We start from the raw sequence: 16,349 nt of genomic DNA, 5'->3' as shown, positions 1-16,349 counted from the left end.
CCCCGGGCTCAGGCGGTGATGGCCGGGCGGCCGTGCACCCGCTCCACCCAGCGCGCGGGCTCGGTCAGCTCCTCGATCCGCGGCAGGTTCGCCGGCCCCTCCCAGACGCGGTTGAGGCCCTCCATGCCGACGAGGTCGACGACGCCGCCGACGAAGTGCCGGCCGTCGGCGTACTGCTTCATCTTCTGCTCCAGGCCCAGGAGCCGGCGCAGCACGCGGTCCAGCGGGCCGCGGCCCTTGCGGCGCTGGGCGAACCGCTTGCGCAGCGTCCGCACCGACGGGACGACGTCCGGGCCGACGCCGTCCATGACGTACTCGGCGTGCCCCTCGACGAGGCTCATCACCGCGGTGACCCGGTCCAGGACCTCCCGCTGGCGCGGGTCCTGCACCAGCGCCATGAGGCCGGCGTCGTCGCCGCCCTCACCGCCGCGGATGGCGTCGGTGACGCCGCGCAGCACGTCGCGCAGCCGTTCCCGCAGCACGTCCGGGGTCAGGTCGGTGGCCTCGACGAACTCGCCGACCTGCGCCTCGAGGTGCTCGCGCAGCCAGGGGACGGCGGTGAACTGCAGCTGGTGGGTGACCTCGTGCAGGCAGACCCACAGCCGGAAGTCGGAGGGGTCGACGCCGAGCTTGCGCTCCGCGTCGACGATGTTGGGGGCGACCAGCAGGAGCCGGCCGCCGGTGCCGAAGACCTCGTACTGGCCGAGGACCCGGGAGCTGAGGAAGGCGAGCACGCCGCCGGCCTGGACGCCGGTGGCCCGGGACCCGATGGCGGTGGCCAGCGGGCCGGGCCGGGTCTCCTGCCGGGCGGCGAGGGCGTCGACCAGCGGGTCGAGCAGGGCCTGCATCCCCGCGGTGTTGGCGTCCACCCAGGCCGGCCGGTCGACCACGGCGACCTGGGGCACCGGGCCCCCGGGCACCGGGGACAGCCCGGTCAGCCCCTCGACGTGGGCCACCGCGACCGCGGCCTTCTCGTGCAGCTCGCGGACGACGGCGGTGGCTTCCTCCCGCGTCGTCTCGGGGCCGGGGCCGACGAGGCGGCGGGCGGTGCGTCCGGCGAGCTCCCAGTCGACCATGGCGGAGGCGCTGCTCATCGCCTCACCGTACGCGGGGCGAGGACCCCCCGCCCCCACCCGAGGAAGGACCCCGTCCCCCTCACCCGCTCGCACGCTCGCGGCGAGCCCCTGGACGGGGCCGTCAGCAGCCGCAGGCGGCCAGCGCGGCCGCGACCGCGTCGAGGGCGGCCTCGGCGGCGAGCGGGTCACCGGGCGCGCCGTCGGCGACGACGGCGAACACCAGCGGCCGCCCGTCGGCGGTGACGACCGTGCCGGCCAGGCCGTGCACCCCGAGCAGCGTGCCGGTCTTCGCCCGGACGGCACCCGGCGCGGTGGCCGGGTCGGCGTCCCCCCGGTCGGCCAGCGTGCCGTCGTAGCCGGCGACCGCCAGCCCGGACAGCAGCGCGGACAGCCCCGGCGCCGAGCCGTCGGCGGCGGCGGTGAGGAGGTCGGCGAGCAGCGAGGCCGGCACCCGGTCGCTCGCGGCCAACCCGCTGCCGTCGGCCAGCCCGACCCCGGTGATGTCGAAGCCGGCGTCCTCGAGCGCGTCGGTCACGCCCTGGGCGGCGCCCTGGAAGGTGGCCGGCAGGCGGCGCGCCAGGGCCACGTGCCGCGCGAGCGCCTCGGCGAGCACGTTGTCCGACAGGGAGAGCGACTGCTCGACCAGCCGGGCGACCGGCGCGGACTCCACCGTGGCGAGCGTGTCGCCCTCCGCGGGTGCCTCGCCGAGCACGACCGTGGCGCCGGGGACGCCGAGCGCCTCGGCCAGGGCGGCACCGGCGTCGAGCCCGGGCTGCCCGCTGCGGGCCGTCTCGCCGGGCCGGACCCGGGCGCCGTCGACCGCGGTGGCGGTGATCGGCGCCGCGTAGCTCGACGGCGCGTCGTCCGGGCCCCAGCCGGGGGCGGTCAGCGGGCCCTCGAACAGGGAGCTGTCGACGACGACGCGGGTCACCGCCGTCCCCGGGGGCAGGGCCTCCCGCACCTGGGCGGCGAGGTCGGCGACGGTGGGCGCGCCGGGGTAGGTCAGGGAGGGGTCGGTGCGCGAGAGGGTGGGGTCGCCGCCGCCGACGAGCACCACCTCCCCGGGCGCGGCGCCGGCCACCACCCTGGTCTCCAGGGTGGCGTCGGGGCCGAGGGTGGTGAGCGCGGCCGCGGCGGTCAGCAGCTTCGCGGTGGAGGCCGGGGTGGCCGGGTCGGTGGCGTCGAGGTCGAGCAGCACCTCACCGGTGAGGACGTCGACGACGGCGGCCGACACGCCGGGGCCGAGCGCCGGCGCCGACAGCAGCGGGGCGAGCGCGGCCTCCAGCGCGGCCGGGTCGGGGGCCGGCGCCTCCTGCGTCAGGCCCGCGAGCACCGGGTCGGCCCCGGGCACCTCCGGCAGCTCGGGGACGGCGACCGCGGGACCGGCGTCACCGCCGTCCGCGGTGCCCCACGGGACCACCAGGAACACCGCCAGGGCGACCACGGCGAGCACCGCCACACCCCCCAGCGCGACCCGGCGGCGGAACCTCGAGTACCGCGGCGTGACGGTCGCCGGCCCGCTCGGCGCGATGGTGCCCACCCCCCAGGAGTGACTCCGCCGGGGAGGGCGCAGCCACGGTGGGCCACACTACGTGCCGTGCAGTTCGACGTGACGATCGAGATCCCGAAGGGCCAGCGGAACAAGTACGAGCTGGACCACGCCACCGGACGCATCCGCCTGGACCGGATGCTGTTCACCTCCACCCGCTACCCGGCGGACTACGGCTACATCGAGAACACCCTGGGCATGGACGGCGACCCGCTCGATGCCCTGGTGCTGCTCGAGGAGCCGACCTTCCCCGGGTGCCTGATCACCTGTCGGGCCATCGGCATGTTCCGGATGACCGACGAGAAGGGCGGTGACGACAAGGTCCTCTGCGTGCCGGCGACCGACCCGCGGATGGCCCACCTCACCGACATCGGCGACGTGTCGGAGTTCGACCGGCTCGAGATCCAGCACTTCTTCGAGACCTACAAGGACCTCGAGCCCGGCAAGTCGGTCGAGGGGGCCGAGTGGGTCGGCCGCGCCGACGCCGAGGCCGAGATCGAGGCCTCCCTCGCCCGCGCCCAGGAAGGCGCCGCCCACCACTGAGAAGGGCCCGCCCTTCCCCACGCCTCGCAGGCTCGGCGCGGGCCCCTGAAGGGTGGCCACATCGGCCGGCTCCCCTCGAGCGGCAGCCGAGTGCACGACGGACGCCGACGGCGGTGTCCCCGGTCCCCGGGGGCACCGCCGTCGGCGTCTCAGCCCCGCACGTCGTGCAGCACGGCGGTGAGGAACCCGAGCTCACCCCGGTAGCCGGCCAGCCACTGCCGCCGGTGCTCCCGCGCGGCCCGCAGCGCCTGCTCCCGGTCCGCCCCGGCGGCCCCGGTGAGCGCCCACTCCGCCAGGGCGCCGGTCCAGCACCACTCGTACTCGTCCCACTCGGCGGGCGTGGACAGGTGCCCGTAGCCGGGCTCGAACCCGTGCCTGGCCACCTCGTCGAGGAGAGCCGCCAGGTCGGGCAGCTCCCCCGGCCCGGCGCCGAGGCCGGCCAGCGCGGCCGCGCTGGGCCCCGCCTCCCAGAACCCGTCGCCGAGCAGCACCCGGCCGCCGGGGCGCAGGTGCCCGCGGACGGCGTCGAGCGTCCCGCCCGGGCCGCCGAGGGCGTGGGTGGCGCCGATGCAGAGGACCGCGTCGTAGCCGGTGCCGGGGTGCGCCGCGGCGTCCCCCCGTTCCCAGGTGACCCGGTCGGCCAGCCCCCGCCGCGAGGCCCGGTCCGCGGCCTCGGCGAGGGCCGGCGCCGAGGTGTCGACGCCGACGCCGCGTGCGTGCGGCGTCCGGGCGAGGACGGTGAGCAGCCACTCGCCGGCGCCGCAGCCGAGGTCGAGCACCCGGCCGCCGTCGGGGACGGCGAGCCGGCGGACCAGCCGGCGGGCCGACGCGCCGGAGACGGGGGCGGCGATCGGGTGCCAGCGGTGCGCGATCGCGCTGAGCTCGGCTCGGTCCACCGGCGCATCCTGCGGTGGACCGGCCGGCCGGGCCAGCGGTTTCCCGGTCAGCCGGTCGTCAGCGAGGCGGTGTCCACCCGGCCGAGGACGTCGACGACCACGTCGTCCACCCGGGTCGAGTGCACCGACTGCGTCACCTGGAAGAACAGCGGGACGACCGGCATGTCCTCCAGGAGCACGTCCTCCGCCCGGTTGTAGAACGCGATGGCCTCCCCGGCCGTCGGCGCGGCGTCGCCCTGCGCCACGAGCGCGTCGAACACCGGGTTGCTGTAGGACGTGGCGTTCGCGCCCGCGCCGGTGGCGTACAGCGGCTCCAGGTAGTTCTGCGGGCTCGGGTAGTCCATGGACCAGCCCAAGCGGAACGGGCCGGTCATCCCCCGGCCGTCCACCAGCGGGCCGTACTCGGCGGGAGCCAGGTCGCCGCGGAGCACGAACTCCACACCCAGGTGCCGGCGCAGCTGGTTGCCGACCGCCTCCATCCAGGCGTCGTTGCCGGCGCCGGCGTTGAACCACAGCTCGACCGGCTCGGCCCGGTCGAACCCGGCCTCGTCCAGCAGGTCGTTGGCGCGCTCGACGTCGAGCACGCAGGCCTGGCAGGCCCCCGGGCGGTACCCCTCCACGACCGGGGCGACGACGGAGTCCGCGGGGCGGCGCGACCCGGCGAAGAAGGCCGCGGCGATCGCCTCCCGGTCGATGGCCAGGGAGATCGCCCGCCGCACCCGGGGGTCGACGTAGCGCTCCTGGTACAGCGGGAGAGCGAGGTAGGTGAACCCGGAGGCCGCCGTCTCGAGGTACCGGTCGCCGAAGTCCTGCCGCGCCGTCCCGCCGGCCTCCGGGGGCACGGTGGGGACGACGTCGAGGGCGTCGCCGAGCGCGTCGGTGTACGCGGTGGCGGTCTCGCCGTAGACTCGGTACTCGAGGGCGTCGACGGAGGCCGGCCGCTCGCCCGCGTAGTCGTCGTAGCGCAGCAGGGTCACGCCGGCGCCCGGGACGTACTCGTCCCGGACCCGGAACCGGCCGTTGCCGACCGGGTGGCGCCCGAAGCCCTCGGGGTCCGCGAAGAACACCTCGGGCAGCGGGAGGAACGGGTTGTGGCCGAGGGTCACCGGGAACTGGGCGAAGGGCGCGGTGAGGGTCACGGTGAAGGTCAGGTCGTCGACCACGCGCAGCCCGCTCATCTCCGTGGCGGCGGGGTCGCCGGTCGGCTCCCCGGCGTCGTCGGTCGGGGCCTGGAGGTCCTCGTAGCCCTCGACGTCGGCGAAGAAGGAGGACCCGCTCTGGGCGTTCGGGCTGTAGGCGGTGTGGTTCCAGGCGTCGACGAAGGACCGTGCGGTGACCGGCGTGCCGTCGTGGAAGGTCCAGCCGTCGCGCAGCCGGATGGTCCAGGTGGTGTTGTCCGGGGAGTCGACGGACTCCGCCACGCCGGTGTACCCGACCGCGCCGTCGGCGCCGTACTCCACCAGCCCGGTCCACAGCGACCCGACGACCTGGGAGCCGTACTCCTCCACCGTGTCGCCGGGGACGAGCGGGCGCACCGGTTCCCCGATCGCGATGCTCACCGCCTCGGGCGGGACGGGCCCCGCGGGGTCCGCGCCCCCGCAGGCGCTGAGCAGGAGGAGGCCGGCGGCCACGGTGGCGACCAGGCCGCGGGAGGACGTGGGGGACGACATGGGGCGGGGCTCTCCGGTCCGCAGGCGCCTCTCGGCGGGAGGGTGGGTTCTCCCCCGCACATCGGCACGCCGGCCCGCGACCTGGAGCCCCCTCTCCCCCGGAGGGGTGGTCCGGCGCCCCGGGACGGCAGCGGCCCGACGGCTGCCCGGACACCGAGGTGACGACGGGGCGGGTCACCGACGCCCGTGGGTCCTCACTGCCCGATGACGGCCGACACGTCGTACAGCTCGAGCCGGCCGACCGTCCTGCCCTCAGCGCTGAAGACCAACCGCCCCTCGTCGATGATCTCCATGAGCTCCTCGTCGACAGGGCTGTACCCCTGTTCGACCAGTTCGCTGACGACGAGCACGTACTGAGCGCGGAACTCACGGGTCTCCGCCCCCGTCTCCAACCGGATGACCCGCGTCTCGTCCAGGACGAACTGCGTGGTCTCGTCGGTGGCGACCACCCGTGCACCGGGAGGCAGCTCCTCCTCGGCCCAGGCCAGGAACCGGGCATACGCGTCGTCCGGCACGGCGTGCAGCCGCCACCACACGACCCCGTCGACGACCAGGGCGAGGGCGAGACCCACCAGGAAGGCCCCGGCGAGAGTCCGCGGGGACCGCCCGCGCAGCCCGGGCGGGCAGGTCGGCCCCCCACCCGCCACGAGCAGCCGGGCGACCACGCACACCACAGGGACCGCCGTGACGACGAGCAGGTAGAACATCTGCTCCTCCAGCGTGCCGATCGTCACCGCGTAGCTGAGGTGCAGCTGCGCGCACACGGCCCACACCACCACGAGGACCAGCACGGAGCGGTCGGCACCCGGGACCTCGGTCTGCCGCCTGAGCAGGACCACGAGCCAGACGACGGCCAGGACCCCGAGGCCGATCAGCGCGTACGTGACGGCGAAGTTGACCAGGTTGACCAGGATCCGGTCCACCAGCCCGGCGGAGTGGCTGTCGGAGTTGAAGCCGGTGATCTGCGACAACCCGAGCAAGCGGCGCACGCCGCTGGTCTTGTCCTCGAACCAGTCGCCTAGTTCCCCGTTGAGTCCCAGCACGACCACGTAGAGGGAGTAGGCGACGACCACGGCGGCGAGCACGACCCCGGACGTCCGACGCCGCAGCACCAGCCCGGTGCACAACAGCACGAGGACGGGGAGGACGGCGACCGAGGCGTAGGTCTCCTTGGTCAGGAGGGACCCGGCGAGGACCAGGCCGACCAGGACCGGCTGCCACTGCCGGCTCCGCCTCCTGCGCTCCCGCTCGCGCAGCCAGACCAGACCGAGCAGTCCCACCGTCGCGAGGCACATCGCCTGGGCCTCGAGGAGCACGCGGCTGTCGAACCGGATCAGGAAGGGCTCCATGGCGAGGAGCGCGCCGGCAGCGGCCGCGGCACCCCACGAGCCCGACGCCCGGCGGACCAGCAGCGCGATCAGGACCGGCGTGATGCTGCCGAAGAGCGCCGGCACCGGCCGGAGCGTGTAGGTCAGCTCCCCCAGGTCCCCGGTGTCGAGCCCGAGGACGCCGATCACACCGGCCAGCGTCAGGAACAGCCCGGGTGGGTGCAGGTGGAACGGCTCCCCGTGCAGCCGGACACCGTCCCCCGCCGCCACGCTGCGGGCGATGTCGGTGTAGGTGACCTCGTCGATGAACAACTCGTAGGCGTGGCCGATCCCGACCAGGCGGGCTGCGACGGCCAGGGCGAAGACCGCGGTGAGGACGAGCAGCGCTGCCCGTCCCCGAGCGGGAGGACGACGATGACGCGGTCCGACGCCCCGCCCCGGCGGGGGGGCGACCTCCGTCGCCGTCCCCCCGTTGGCTGTCCCGCGCGTCACGACCTCCCCGATCGGGCCCGATCACCCGACCGGGGCATCAACTGTGGCAGCGCCGTGCCGATGTTCCCACTGGTGAGGCGCCTCGTGCCTCTCCGGACCGGGGAGCACCCCCTACCCGCCAGCGGACGCCGGCTCCCTCCCGGGGGTGCGGGACCGGCCGCTGCCGTGACACCCGGTCCCCGTCCCGTCGCCGGAGGCCCTGTTCCATGCCCTTCAACGACCGCCGTCCACGCCGCCGTCCGACCGTCCCGGGGCTCGTCGTCGTGCTCGTCTTCGCGGCGCTGTCGCTGGCGGTCCCGGCCGTCCCGGCCGGCGCCGAGCCGGGTCCCGTCCGGCTGTACGGAACGCTCCAGAGTTCCCCCTCCAGGCTGGCCACCACCGCGGCGGCGGGTGTGGACCTGGTGACCCTCGACGTCTCCTGGAAGCGTTTCGAGCCGACGGAGGGGCGGGTCGACCGCACGTATCTCGATGAGGTCCGCACCACCCTCGCCCGCTATCGGGCCGCCGGCATGCAGGTGGTGTTGAACACCGGCGTCCACCACACGCCGACCTGGGTCTTCGCCCTGCCGAACAGCCGGTACGTGAACCAGTACGGGGACGCCTATGCCCCTTCGGACACCGGCAAGAAGGTCGCCAACATGGTGTTCAACCAGCAGGTGCGGGACAAGCAGCAGAACTACCTCGGGCGTCTGTTCGGCGCGCTGGGCACCGACTTCCACGGGGTCCGGCTCGGTGGTGGCTGGTACGGGGAGCTGAACTACCCCGACGCCACGTACAGCGGGCGCACCAACGCCTACTGGGGCTTCGACGCCGTGGCGCGAGGGGTGGCAGCCGGCCTGCCGAGCGGGATGATGCCGAATCCCGTGCCCGGGTGGGTCCCGGGGACCCCCTCCGCCGACCATGACGCGGCGCGGCGGTTCGCGGACTGGTACCTGGACAGTCTCGGCAACTACCACGACTGGCAGATCGAGACCGTGCGCCACTGGTACCCGGGCCGGCTGCTCATGCTGTACCCGTCCTGGGGGATCCGCCCAGGCCAGCTCGATGCGGCCGTGTCCGCCGACCTGGCCGGGAGCACGAGCGCCGAGCGCAACGGTGAGGTGCAGCGCGGCTTCGACTTCGCGCGGTACATCCGTGGCATCACCGACCCGGGGGTCGTCGTCTACACCACCTGGCTCAACGCCGATGCCTCCGCCGACGGGCGCGCAGACCCCCGCTACTGGAGCCCGGTCAAGTACTTGGCATCGCTGGCCACCGACCGCCCCCAGCCGCTCGCCGTGATGGGGGAGAACACCGGACGGGACTCCGTCGCCGACATGCGCCTGACCTTCGAACAGGCGCGCAGGTACCAGCTGCAGGCCGTCGTGTGGGCCTTCGAGCCGGAGCTGTACGGCGGCGTCTACGCGAGCATCGGCGACTACGCGGCGGCGATCCGGGAGGACCGATCGGCATGACGCCCCGGGGCGGGGTCGCCGGTCACGCGGCGACCTCGCCTTTCGGCCCGTCGAGCAGCTCGGCGTAGAGCTCGCGGTAGCCGGCCAGCATGAGGTCGGAGGAGAACCCCCGCTGCACGAGCGCGCGACCGGAGGCCGCCAGCGCCTCCCACCGCGCCGGCTCGTCCAGCAGGCGGGCGACCGCACCGGCGAGCGCCGGGACGTCCCCTACCGGGACCCGGGTGGCCTGTTCACCGAGGGCCTGCATCTGCGGCAGGTCGGTCACCACGACCGGCCGCCCTGCCGCCATGGCCTCCAGCACGGTCAGGGGGACGTCGGCCTTCCCGCCGAGGTCCCGCGCCGGGAGCAGCAACAGGTCGATCCCGGCGAGCATGCCGGGCATGTCCCGCGTGCGCCCGTGCACCCGCACGTCGACCAGCCCGACCTCACGGCAGCGGCGGACCAGCTCCGCCGCCTGCCTCGCCTCGTCCTGCCCCGGCCGAGGCCTCATGAGGAAGACCGCGCGGACGTCCCGGCCCCTGCGGACCAGGTCGCCGAGGGCGACCACGGACTCCCACAGCCCGCCCTCGGGGTCGTAGTGCCCGGCGAAGCCGACCACCGGCGCCTCGCCCGGACCATGCGCCCTCGGCCGGACCGGCCACCGGGACAGGTCGATGCCCGGCGGGATCAGGCGGACGTCCGGGAAGCCGGCGTCGACGAGGGTCTGCTGGGTACTGCGCGAGAGGACCACGGTCGTGCCCAGCGCCGGTGTCCCCCGCAGCCCCGTGACGTCCGCGACGGCGGGGACCGTGTGGACGGCGGGACGGCCCCCGGCGGCGGCGCGGAGCCGTTCCCGCAGCCGGACGAAGCGGGCGAAGTGCGGCCCGATGGTGACCACCGCGTGGACCAGGTCGACCCGCCGATCCAGGAGCAGCGCCAGGCCTGCGGCCTGAGCCCGCTCCAGCCGCCCCGGCATCCCGGTGGCCGAGAGCAGCGGCAGCCGGCGTCCGGTGCTCAGCGGCTCACGCGACCTGGCCCCCATCCGGCCGAACCAGGTGAAGTCGACCTCCGGCATCCCCGACGCGATGGTGTACGCCAACTCCTTGTCCGCGCCGTCCCGGGCGTCCAGGGGATGGCTGGTGACCATGAGCACCCGCCGCCCCGAGAGGTCGCCGTCCTGCGGTCGGTCTCCCCGCATGCCCCGTCTCCTCCTGTGGTCCGGCCTTCTTGCCCCGCCGTGGGACCCGTCGTCGCGACGGGGGTCAATCCTGACGCCGAAGGGCGCGGATCTGCACGGCGTAGTCCTGGAGCGAGGCGTTGCCGTCCTCGCCGAGATCCTCGGCGCCCATCCAGAAGAGCCCCTGTAGTCCGAGCTCCTGCACCAACCGGACACAGCGGCGGAGATCCCCGGTGTCGTTGCCGCCGGTGTTCTCCCCCCACACCCCGAGCCCGTGACGCCCGGCCAGGCCGGCGAGGTAGCGGCCGGGACCGATGTCGCCCAGGCTGTTGCCCTGGTCCTCGGCATCGAGCCACGTTGTGCACACGTCCGCACCCGGGACGGCGGCCGCGTCCAGCACCTGCTGCTCCCACGCGAGGCCCTCGGTGAGGGTGCCGCGCCGCTCGCCGGTGGTCGTCCCGTCCAGGCCCGCCGCCACCGCGACCTCCACCTCCCCCGGGCGGATCCCCCACGACGGCATGAGCACCAGCAACCTCGGGCCGTCCCCGAACAGCTCCCGTGCCGTGGTCATCTGCCACCGGCCGTACTCGCGTAGCGCGCCCAGGTACCAGGCCAGGAAGACCGCGGCGTCCTCCCTGGACCCCTCCCCCGGGCGGTACCAGGGCACGGGGCACTGCGCGCGGGCCGCCACGCCGTAGGCCCAGTAGGTGTTGCGGACGGCCGACCGGTCCACCGGCGGGTAGTGCAGCTCCCCGCGTGCCAGGCCGCCGATGCGCACCCCGGCCACGCGCCACTCCGACGCGTGTTCCGCGAGCAGGCGGAGGTACTCGCCCTGCGCCTCGCGGACCTCCGGGTTGAAGACCGCGTCGACGACGTCGTCCCCCGCGGGTCCACGCCAGGTCCTGCCGTGCTGGTCCACGAAGCGGGCACCCGGAAGGTCCTCCACCCAGCCGGGCGGATACTGCAGGCCCGGGCTGAGCGCCAGTTCCAGCCCGGAGCCGCGCGCGACGCGCTGCACCTCGTCGATCCGCCGCAGGAAGTCCTCGTCGAGGTCGCCGGGGCGCGGCTGGGCGCGGCTCCACGGCACCGAGAGGGTCACCGCCCCCACTCCTGCCGCGTCCAGGTCGGGGTAGACGTCCGGCTCGGCCTGGAGCATCCCGAAGACGGGGCCGGTCAGCGTCGCCGGGTCCCAGGGGCCCCCCGGCGGCGGGCCGTACAGCTCCCGGCCGACGAGGACGGTCAGGGCTCCGACCCCGAGGACGGCGCCGGCCCCCTGCAGGAGCCGGCGGCGGGTCACGCCGCGCCCCCACTCCTCAGCGGTCATCCGGGGTCCGCTCCGCGTCCAGGGCCCGGAGGTAGAACGCCTCCTGACGCGCGGCGACGTCGTCCCAGTCGTACTGCCGGGCGACCTCCCGCCCCCGCGCGCCCATGACCTCGACCTGATCGAGGTCGTTGGCCAGGTGCACCAACGCCCGGCCGAAGGCGGCGGTGTCGAAGGCCGGCACCAGCACGCCGGTGCCCGGGACGACCACCTCGCGCAGCGAGGGGATCTCGAAGGCCACGACCGGGGTGCCGCACGCAAGCGCCTCGGCGGCGACGATGCCGAACGTCTCGTACCGGGACGGCATCGCCACCACCCGCGCCCCGGCCAAGAGGCGCAACTTCTCCTCCCCGTCGACCCGGCCGAGGAAGTGCACGCGGTCGGCGACGCCCAGGCTCGCCGCCCGGGCCTCCAGGGCCCGGCGGTCGGGTCCGTCTCCGGCCAGGACCAGCCGACCGGGGAGCTCGTCGGTCACCTGGGCGAACGCCTCGAGCAGGACGTCCAGCCCCTTCTGGGCGATCTCCAGGCGTCCCAGGAACACCACGTCGGCCCCCCGCGGGGCACGGACGGCGAAGGCCTCCGCCGCGACACCGTTCGGGATGACCTCGACCTCGGCGCTCGGATTGCGGCTGCGCAGCACATCGGCGAGGTCCTCGGACATCGCGACGAACCGGTCGTGCCGGCGCACCCCTCGCCACTGCACCCGCTGGACCGGCACCCGGTACTGGCGGGCCTTGCCCTCCGCATCCAGCCACTGGACGACCGCGACGTGCGGACCGGTCCTCCACAGCTGCGGGAGCACGCTGCCGATCGGGGCCGCGAAGTCCTCGACGACCAGGTCCGCCCGGTACCGCCTCAGCACGAACGGCAGCGCGAGGAAGTAGGAGAGGATGCCGCCCCAGTAACCGAGCGGGAGGCCGACGGGCACCCAGCGCACGCCGTTCTCCACCCGTTCCCGCGCACCGCGGTATCTCGTGACGAGCACGGTGACCTCGTGGGTCCGCGCGAGGCGCTCGTCCACCTCGCGGGTCCGGACCGCTCCCCCGCCGCTGCCCGGCTTGCGCCAGTCCTCGAAGCCGAGGTGCAGGATGCGCAACCGCCGGACAGCGTCCGGGCCTGGCGGCAGGGACTCGGCGTCGGTGCCGGGCCTCGGGTCCCGACCGGCGCGCCGGGCCGCCCACGCGCCGGCCGCGGCGGCGACGACGAGCCAGGCCACGGGGTGGGGACGCAGCAGCGCCAGCACGCCGCCGAGCAGCGTGCAGCCGAGGAGGAGCCCCGGCCTCGGCAGCAGGACGGGCCGCCACTGCCCCGGCGCAGCCGCGAGGAGGAGGACGGCGCAGGTGGCGCTGCCCACCACGGCGCCGACCGCGAGGCCGAGCACACCGCCCCAGACGTGGCCGAGGACCAGTGCCACGACGTGGACGGCGAGGCCGGCGGCCTGGGCGCGGATGGTGACGAGGTAACGCCCTCGCGCCTGGGAGAACGTGGTGAGGAGGTTCACCGCCCCGATGAGCAGCCCGGCCGCCGCCGTCAACGGCAGGAGCCGGGTCATGTCGGCGTAGTCGTCGGGGAAGAGGAGGTCCAGGAGGGGCGCCGGGACCGTGGCGAGCGCCACCACGAACGGGAGGACCAGGGTGAGGTACATCCGGACGGCCGTGCCCACGGGTGCCCGGCCACTGCCTCCCGTGCGGGCCAAGAGGGGGAAGACCGAGGCGCTCACCGCCCCGGCCAGGAACAGCGGCACGCGGGAGAGGATCATGCTCGCCTGGTAGGTGGCCGCGGAAGCCGCCTCCACCGTGAGCACGGCGACCAGCACCAGGTCGACGGTCACGAGCACCGACACCAGGCCCTGGATGCCGGCCACCCCGGCCGCCGAGACCCACATCGACCGCAACCGCAGCGCACCGGGGGTAGGCCGGATGTCCCGGCCGGCGAGGACCACGGTGGCCCCGATCAGCAGCAGCGACCCGGCGGCGAAACCCGAAAGAGCTCCGGCGGCGCCGGCGCCCAGCACCACGAGGACCACGCCGACGACGATCTTGAGCAGTGCGTCGGCGGTCCGTAGCGCGCCCAGCAGGCCGAAGCGCTCCTCCCCCTGGAGCAGCCCCACGGTCGTGGACGACAGGAAGACCAGGCAGGTCGCCGCGCCGACGACGACCGCCACCGGCAGCGGCGCGAAGCGCCCCGCGAGCAGGGTGACGACGCCTCCCGCGAGCAGGCCGAGGGCACCGTTCGTGACGACGGCGAACCAGACGGCCTGGCGCCGCTCGATCGTGGTCCGGGCGCGGACCAGGGCCTTGGCGAGGATCCAGGGAACGGAGGTCGACGACACCGTGCCGGCCGACAGCAGCAACGCCTGACCGGCCGCGAAGACCGCGAAGTCGCCGACGTCGAGGACGTGGGTCAGCCCCAGCGAGTACAGGTAGTTGAGGAGGCCGACCGCGACGGTGGCCACGGTGAGCAGGCGCGCTCCTCTGACGAGCGCGCGCCGGGAAGCCGGGTCGACGACCTCCCGGCCCACCTCGGGCGTGGTCGCAGCGGTCAAGCCGCCCCGATCAGGAGGTCGTTGCTCGTGGCCAGGCTGAGGCGCCGCACGTCCTCGACCCCGATCCGGCGCAGAACGACCTCGGCGCCCGCCTCGTCGCAACCGTGCAGCAGCAGGGAGAGGTCCCGACCCTTCACGACCCACTGGTCCGATCGCCGGATGCGTCCGTGGAACACCTCATCGGCGTCCACGACCTCCTCGACCCGCGCGTCGAGACGGATACCCAGGTCAGAAGGAATCCGCCGACTCCGGGGTAGACGCCGCACGCGGTCGATCTCCCCGGCCACGATCCCGGCCAGCCGCTGTGCGGACGAGTCCCAGGAGAAGCGACTCGCCCAGGCCCGGCACCGCTCGGTGAACCCGTCCGCGACGACCGGGTCCTCGAGCGCCTCCAGGGCCTCGGCCAGCCCGGAGGCCAGCGATCGGTCCGGCGGCAGCAGCCAGCCGGTCTCGCCGTGGACCACGGAGTCGCGCAGGCCGGCGACGTCGAAGGCCACGCCGGGGACACCGGCAGCGTTCGCCTCGATCATCGTCAACCCCCAGCCCTCGGCCTGCGAGGGGCTGACGGTGAGCCACGCCTCACGGAGCAGCCGGTCCCGGGTACAGGTGTCGACCCGACCGTGGAACCGGACGACGTCTCGCAGGCCCGCCGCCGCAGCCCGGCGCTCCAGTGCTGGGCGCTCCGGGCCGTCACCGGCGACGTCGACCCGCAGTCCGGGCCACCGCGGGATCAGGTCGGGAACGGCGTCCACCAGGAGGTCGAACCGCTTGTGGCTCACCAATCGGCTCACCACCGTGATCCGCGGCTCGGTCGAGCGCACCCGGTCGGCCGCCTCCTCGACCGCCACCATGCCGTTCGGGACGACGTGGATCGGGCCGCGCAGGCGCAAGCGACGGCGGATGTCACGACGGGTCGAGGGGGACACGGCGACCAGCGGCCGACGCTGGTAGACCCTCCGGCTGACGGGGCCCTCCAGAAGCTGACCCACACGGCTGACCGGCCAGGGGAAGTGCAGGGCGAACTGCTCCTGGTGCACGTGGTGGATGACGCAGACCACGGCCGTCCGCGACCCGGCGAACAGCGGGGCGAAGAACGGTATCCCGTTCTGGAAGTCGACCACCGCGTCGTAGGGGCGGCGACGCCGCCGCAGGTGCTGCGCGGCCCGCAGGTAGACCCCGAAGGTCCCCCCGCACCGCAGCACGTCGACACCGCCGCGCATCTCGGCGAGCGGCGCCCCCGGGAAGTCCGAGGTGAAGAGCGTGACCTCGGCGCCCGCGGCAGCGAAACGCTCCCCGATCTCCTGGCAGTAGACCTCTGCGCCCCCCGCCCGGGGATGCCGGAGGTCGCGCCAGTTGAGCAGCAGGATCCGTCGTCCTGCCAGAGAGGTCAGGCCTCGACTCATCAACCCACCAGTTCCACGTCCGCAGGCTCCGCCGGGACCACCCGGCGGATCGTCTCGAGGTCGATGATGGGTGCCACCTGCACGTTCCGCCTCCCGGACAGGAGCCGGCGGACGCGGACGGTGTCGGTGAAGGAACGCAACCCGTGGCGGACGGGGTTGAAGGTGGACCCCGCCATGTCGGTCCAGGTCACCGGGACCTCGACGATCGCGTGGCCGGCCCGCTGCAGACGACCGAGGAGCTCCACGTCGAAGCTGAACCCGCTCACGCGGCAGTCGGTGATCGCGCGACGGACGACCTGGCCGGAGAAGAACTTGAAGCCGCACTGGCTGTCGGTCACACCGGGCAGGACGGTCCGGGAGGCGGCACGGAAGGCCTCGCCACCCGCCCGACGGACGACCCCCTGCGGGACGGCGCGGATGGCACCGGGTGCGTTGCGGGAACCGATCACCGTGGTGACCCCGGAGCGCAGCAGGGGCACGACGCGGTCGAGGGTCTCGATCGGCGTCGCCAGGTCGGCGTCCATGAACCCCACGAAGCGGGAGCGGCCCGTGACGAGCCCGCGGCGCACCGCACTACCCTTGCCGGGCGCGGCGCACCCGACCAGGTGCACCGGGACCTGCGAGCGACGCATGACCTCACGCACCACGTCCGCGGTCCGGTCCACGCTGCCGTTGTCCACCACCACCACTGCACTGCTGTAGTCCTGGCGGGCGAGGTACTCGACGGTCCGTGCCAGCGTCGCAGGCAGCCGGCGCTCCTCGTTGAGTGCGGGGATGACGACCTCGAGCTCGACGAACGGACGCTCCCGCCACCCCGTGGCGTGCGTGTGCCCCACGCTCGCCACGTCAGCGCCGGCGGCGGGGGGGAGCGGGTGCGGAGCGACGGACGTCAGCATGCATGGCCTCCGAGCGGAGC

Annotated in this window: 12 protein-coding genes; 2 read left to right on the top strand and 10 right to left on the bottom strand. The window is 74.6% G+C overall.

Features of this window, described 5'->3' with window-relative positions:
* Nucleotides 1-8: 8 nt before the first annotated feature.
* Both ACI8AC_RS11485 and dacB read right to left on the bottom strand, forming a co-directional pair.
* Entirely contained in the window at nucleotides 9-1,094 is a 1,086-nt protein-coding gene (locus ACI8AC_RS11485; RefSeq protein ID WP_456897897.1) for a zinc-dependent metalloprotease, read from the bottom strand.
* Nucleotides 1,095-1,197: 103 nt separating this feature from the next.
* Nucleotides 1,198-2,616 carry a D-alanyl-D-alanine carboxypeptidase/D-alanyl-D-alanine endopeptidase gene (gene dacB, locus ACI8AC_RS11480; RefSeq protein ID WP_456897896.1) on the bottom strand — a complete coding sequence of 473 codons (1,419 nt, stop codon included), beginning with the start codon at nucleotides 2,614-2,616 and terminating at the stop codon, nucleotides 1,198-1,200.
* 57 nt (nucleotides 2,617-2,673) lie between these two features.
* Here dacB and ACI8AC_RS11475 point away from each other — a divergent pair, with 57 nt between their 5' ends.
* Nucleotides 2,674-3,168 carry an inorganic diphosphatase gene (locus ACI8AC_RS11475; protein WP_117376461.1) on the top strand — a complete coding sequence of 165 codons (495 nt, stop codon included), beginning with the start codon at nucleotides 2,674-2,676 and terminating at the stop codon, nucleotides 3,166-3,168.
* Nucleotides 3,169-3,317: 149 nt separating this feature from the next.
* On the opposite strand, the gene ACI8AC_RS11470 is transcribed toward ACI8AC_RS11475, so the two are convergent.
* The 3 genes from ACI8AC_RS11470 to ACI8AC_RS11460 form a co-directional block, all read right to left on the bottom strand.
* A complete protein-coding gene (locus ACI8AC_RS11470; protein ID WP_456897895.1) occupies nucleotides 3,318-4,064 on the bottom strand; it encodes an SAM-dependent methyltransferase in 747 nt (248 codons plus the stop codon).
* Nucleotides 4,065-4,111: 47 nt separating this feature from the next.
* On the bottom strand, nucleotides 4,112-5,734 hold the full coding sequence (locus ACI8AC_RS11465) for a peptide ABC transporter substrate-binding protein (protein WP_456897894.1): 1,623 nt from the start codon (nucleotides 5,732-5,734) through the stop codon (nucleotides 4,112-4,114).
* Between the two features lie 194 nt (nucleotides 5,735-5,928).
* Nucleotides 5,929-7,554: a phospholipid carrier-dependent glycosyltransferase gene (locus tag ACI8AC_RS11460; RefSeq protein ID WP_456897893.1), complete on the bottom strand. Its 1,626-nt coding sequence runs from the start codon at nucleotides 7,552-7,554 to the stop codon at nucleotides 5,929-5,931.
* A gap of 206 nt (nucleotides 7,555-7,760) precedes the next feature.
* Here ACI8AC_RS11460 and ACI8AC_RS11455 point away from each other — a divergent pair, with 206 nt between their 5' ends.
* Complete coding sequence (locus ACI8AC_RS11455; RefSeq protein WP_456897892.1) at nucleotides 7,761-9,008, top strand: beta-galactosidase; 1,248 nt, start codon at nucleotides 7,761-7,763, stop codon at nucleotides 9,006-9,008.
* Nucleotides 9,009-9,030: 22 nt separating this feature from the next.
* On the opposite strand, the gene ACI8AC_RS11450 is transcribed toward ACI8AC_RS11455, so the two are convergent.
* The 5 genes from ACI8AC_RS11450 to ACI8AC_RS11430 all read right to left on the bottom strand — a co-directional run bounded on the left by ACI8AC_RS11450 (nucleotide 9,031) and on the right by ACI8AC_RS11430 (nucleotide 16,269).
* On the bottom strand, nucleotides 9,031-10,185 hold the full coding sequence (locus ACI8AC_RS11450; protein ID WP_456897891.1) for a glycosyltransferase family 4 protein: 1,155 nt from the start codon (nucleotides 10,183-10,185) through the stop codon (nucleotides 9,031-9,033).
* A gap of 64 nt (nucleotides 10,186-10,249) precedes the next feature.
* A complete protein-coding gene (locus ACI8AC_RS11445) occupies nucleotides 10,250-11,488 on the bottom strand; it encodes a hypothetical protein (RefSeq protein ID WP_456897890.1) in 1,239 nt (412 codons plus the stop codon).
* Nucleotides 11,478-14,030, bottom strand: coding sequence for a glycosyltransferase (locus tag ACI8AC_RS11440; RefSeq protein ID WP_456897889.1), 2,553 nt, complete (start codon nucleotides 14,028-14,030; stop codon nucleotides 11,478-11,480). The genes ACI8AC_RS11445 and ACI8AC_RS11440 overlap by 11 nt, the downstream gene beginning before the upstream one ends.
* Nucleotides 14,027-15,433, bottom strand: a complete 1,407-nt coding sequence (locus ACI8AC_RS11435; protein ID WP_456897888.1) for a glycosyltransferase family 4 protein — start codon at nucleotides 15,431-15,433, stop codon at nucleotides 14,027-14,029. The genes ACI8AC_RS11440 and ACI8AC_RS11435 overlap by 4 nt, the downstream gene beginning before the upstream one ends.
* A complete protein-coding gene (locus tag ACI8AC_RS11430; RefSeq protein WP_456897887.1) occupies nucleotides 15,433-16,269 on the bottom strand; it encodes a glycosyltransferase in 837 nt (278 codons plus the stop codon). Before ACI8AC_RS11430 ends, ACI8AC_RS11435 begins: the two co-directional genes overlap by 1 nt.
* Nucleotides 16,270-16,349: the final 80 nt, after the last annotated feature.

This window comes from Geodermatophilus sp. SYSU D00758 (assembly GCF_054049955.1).
The sequence above is the reverse complement of the archived record's forward strand: the minus strand, read 5'-3'. Positions and strand labels throughout refer to the sequence as shown.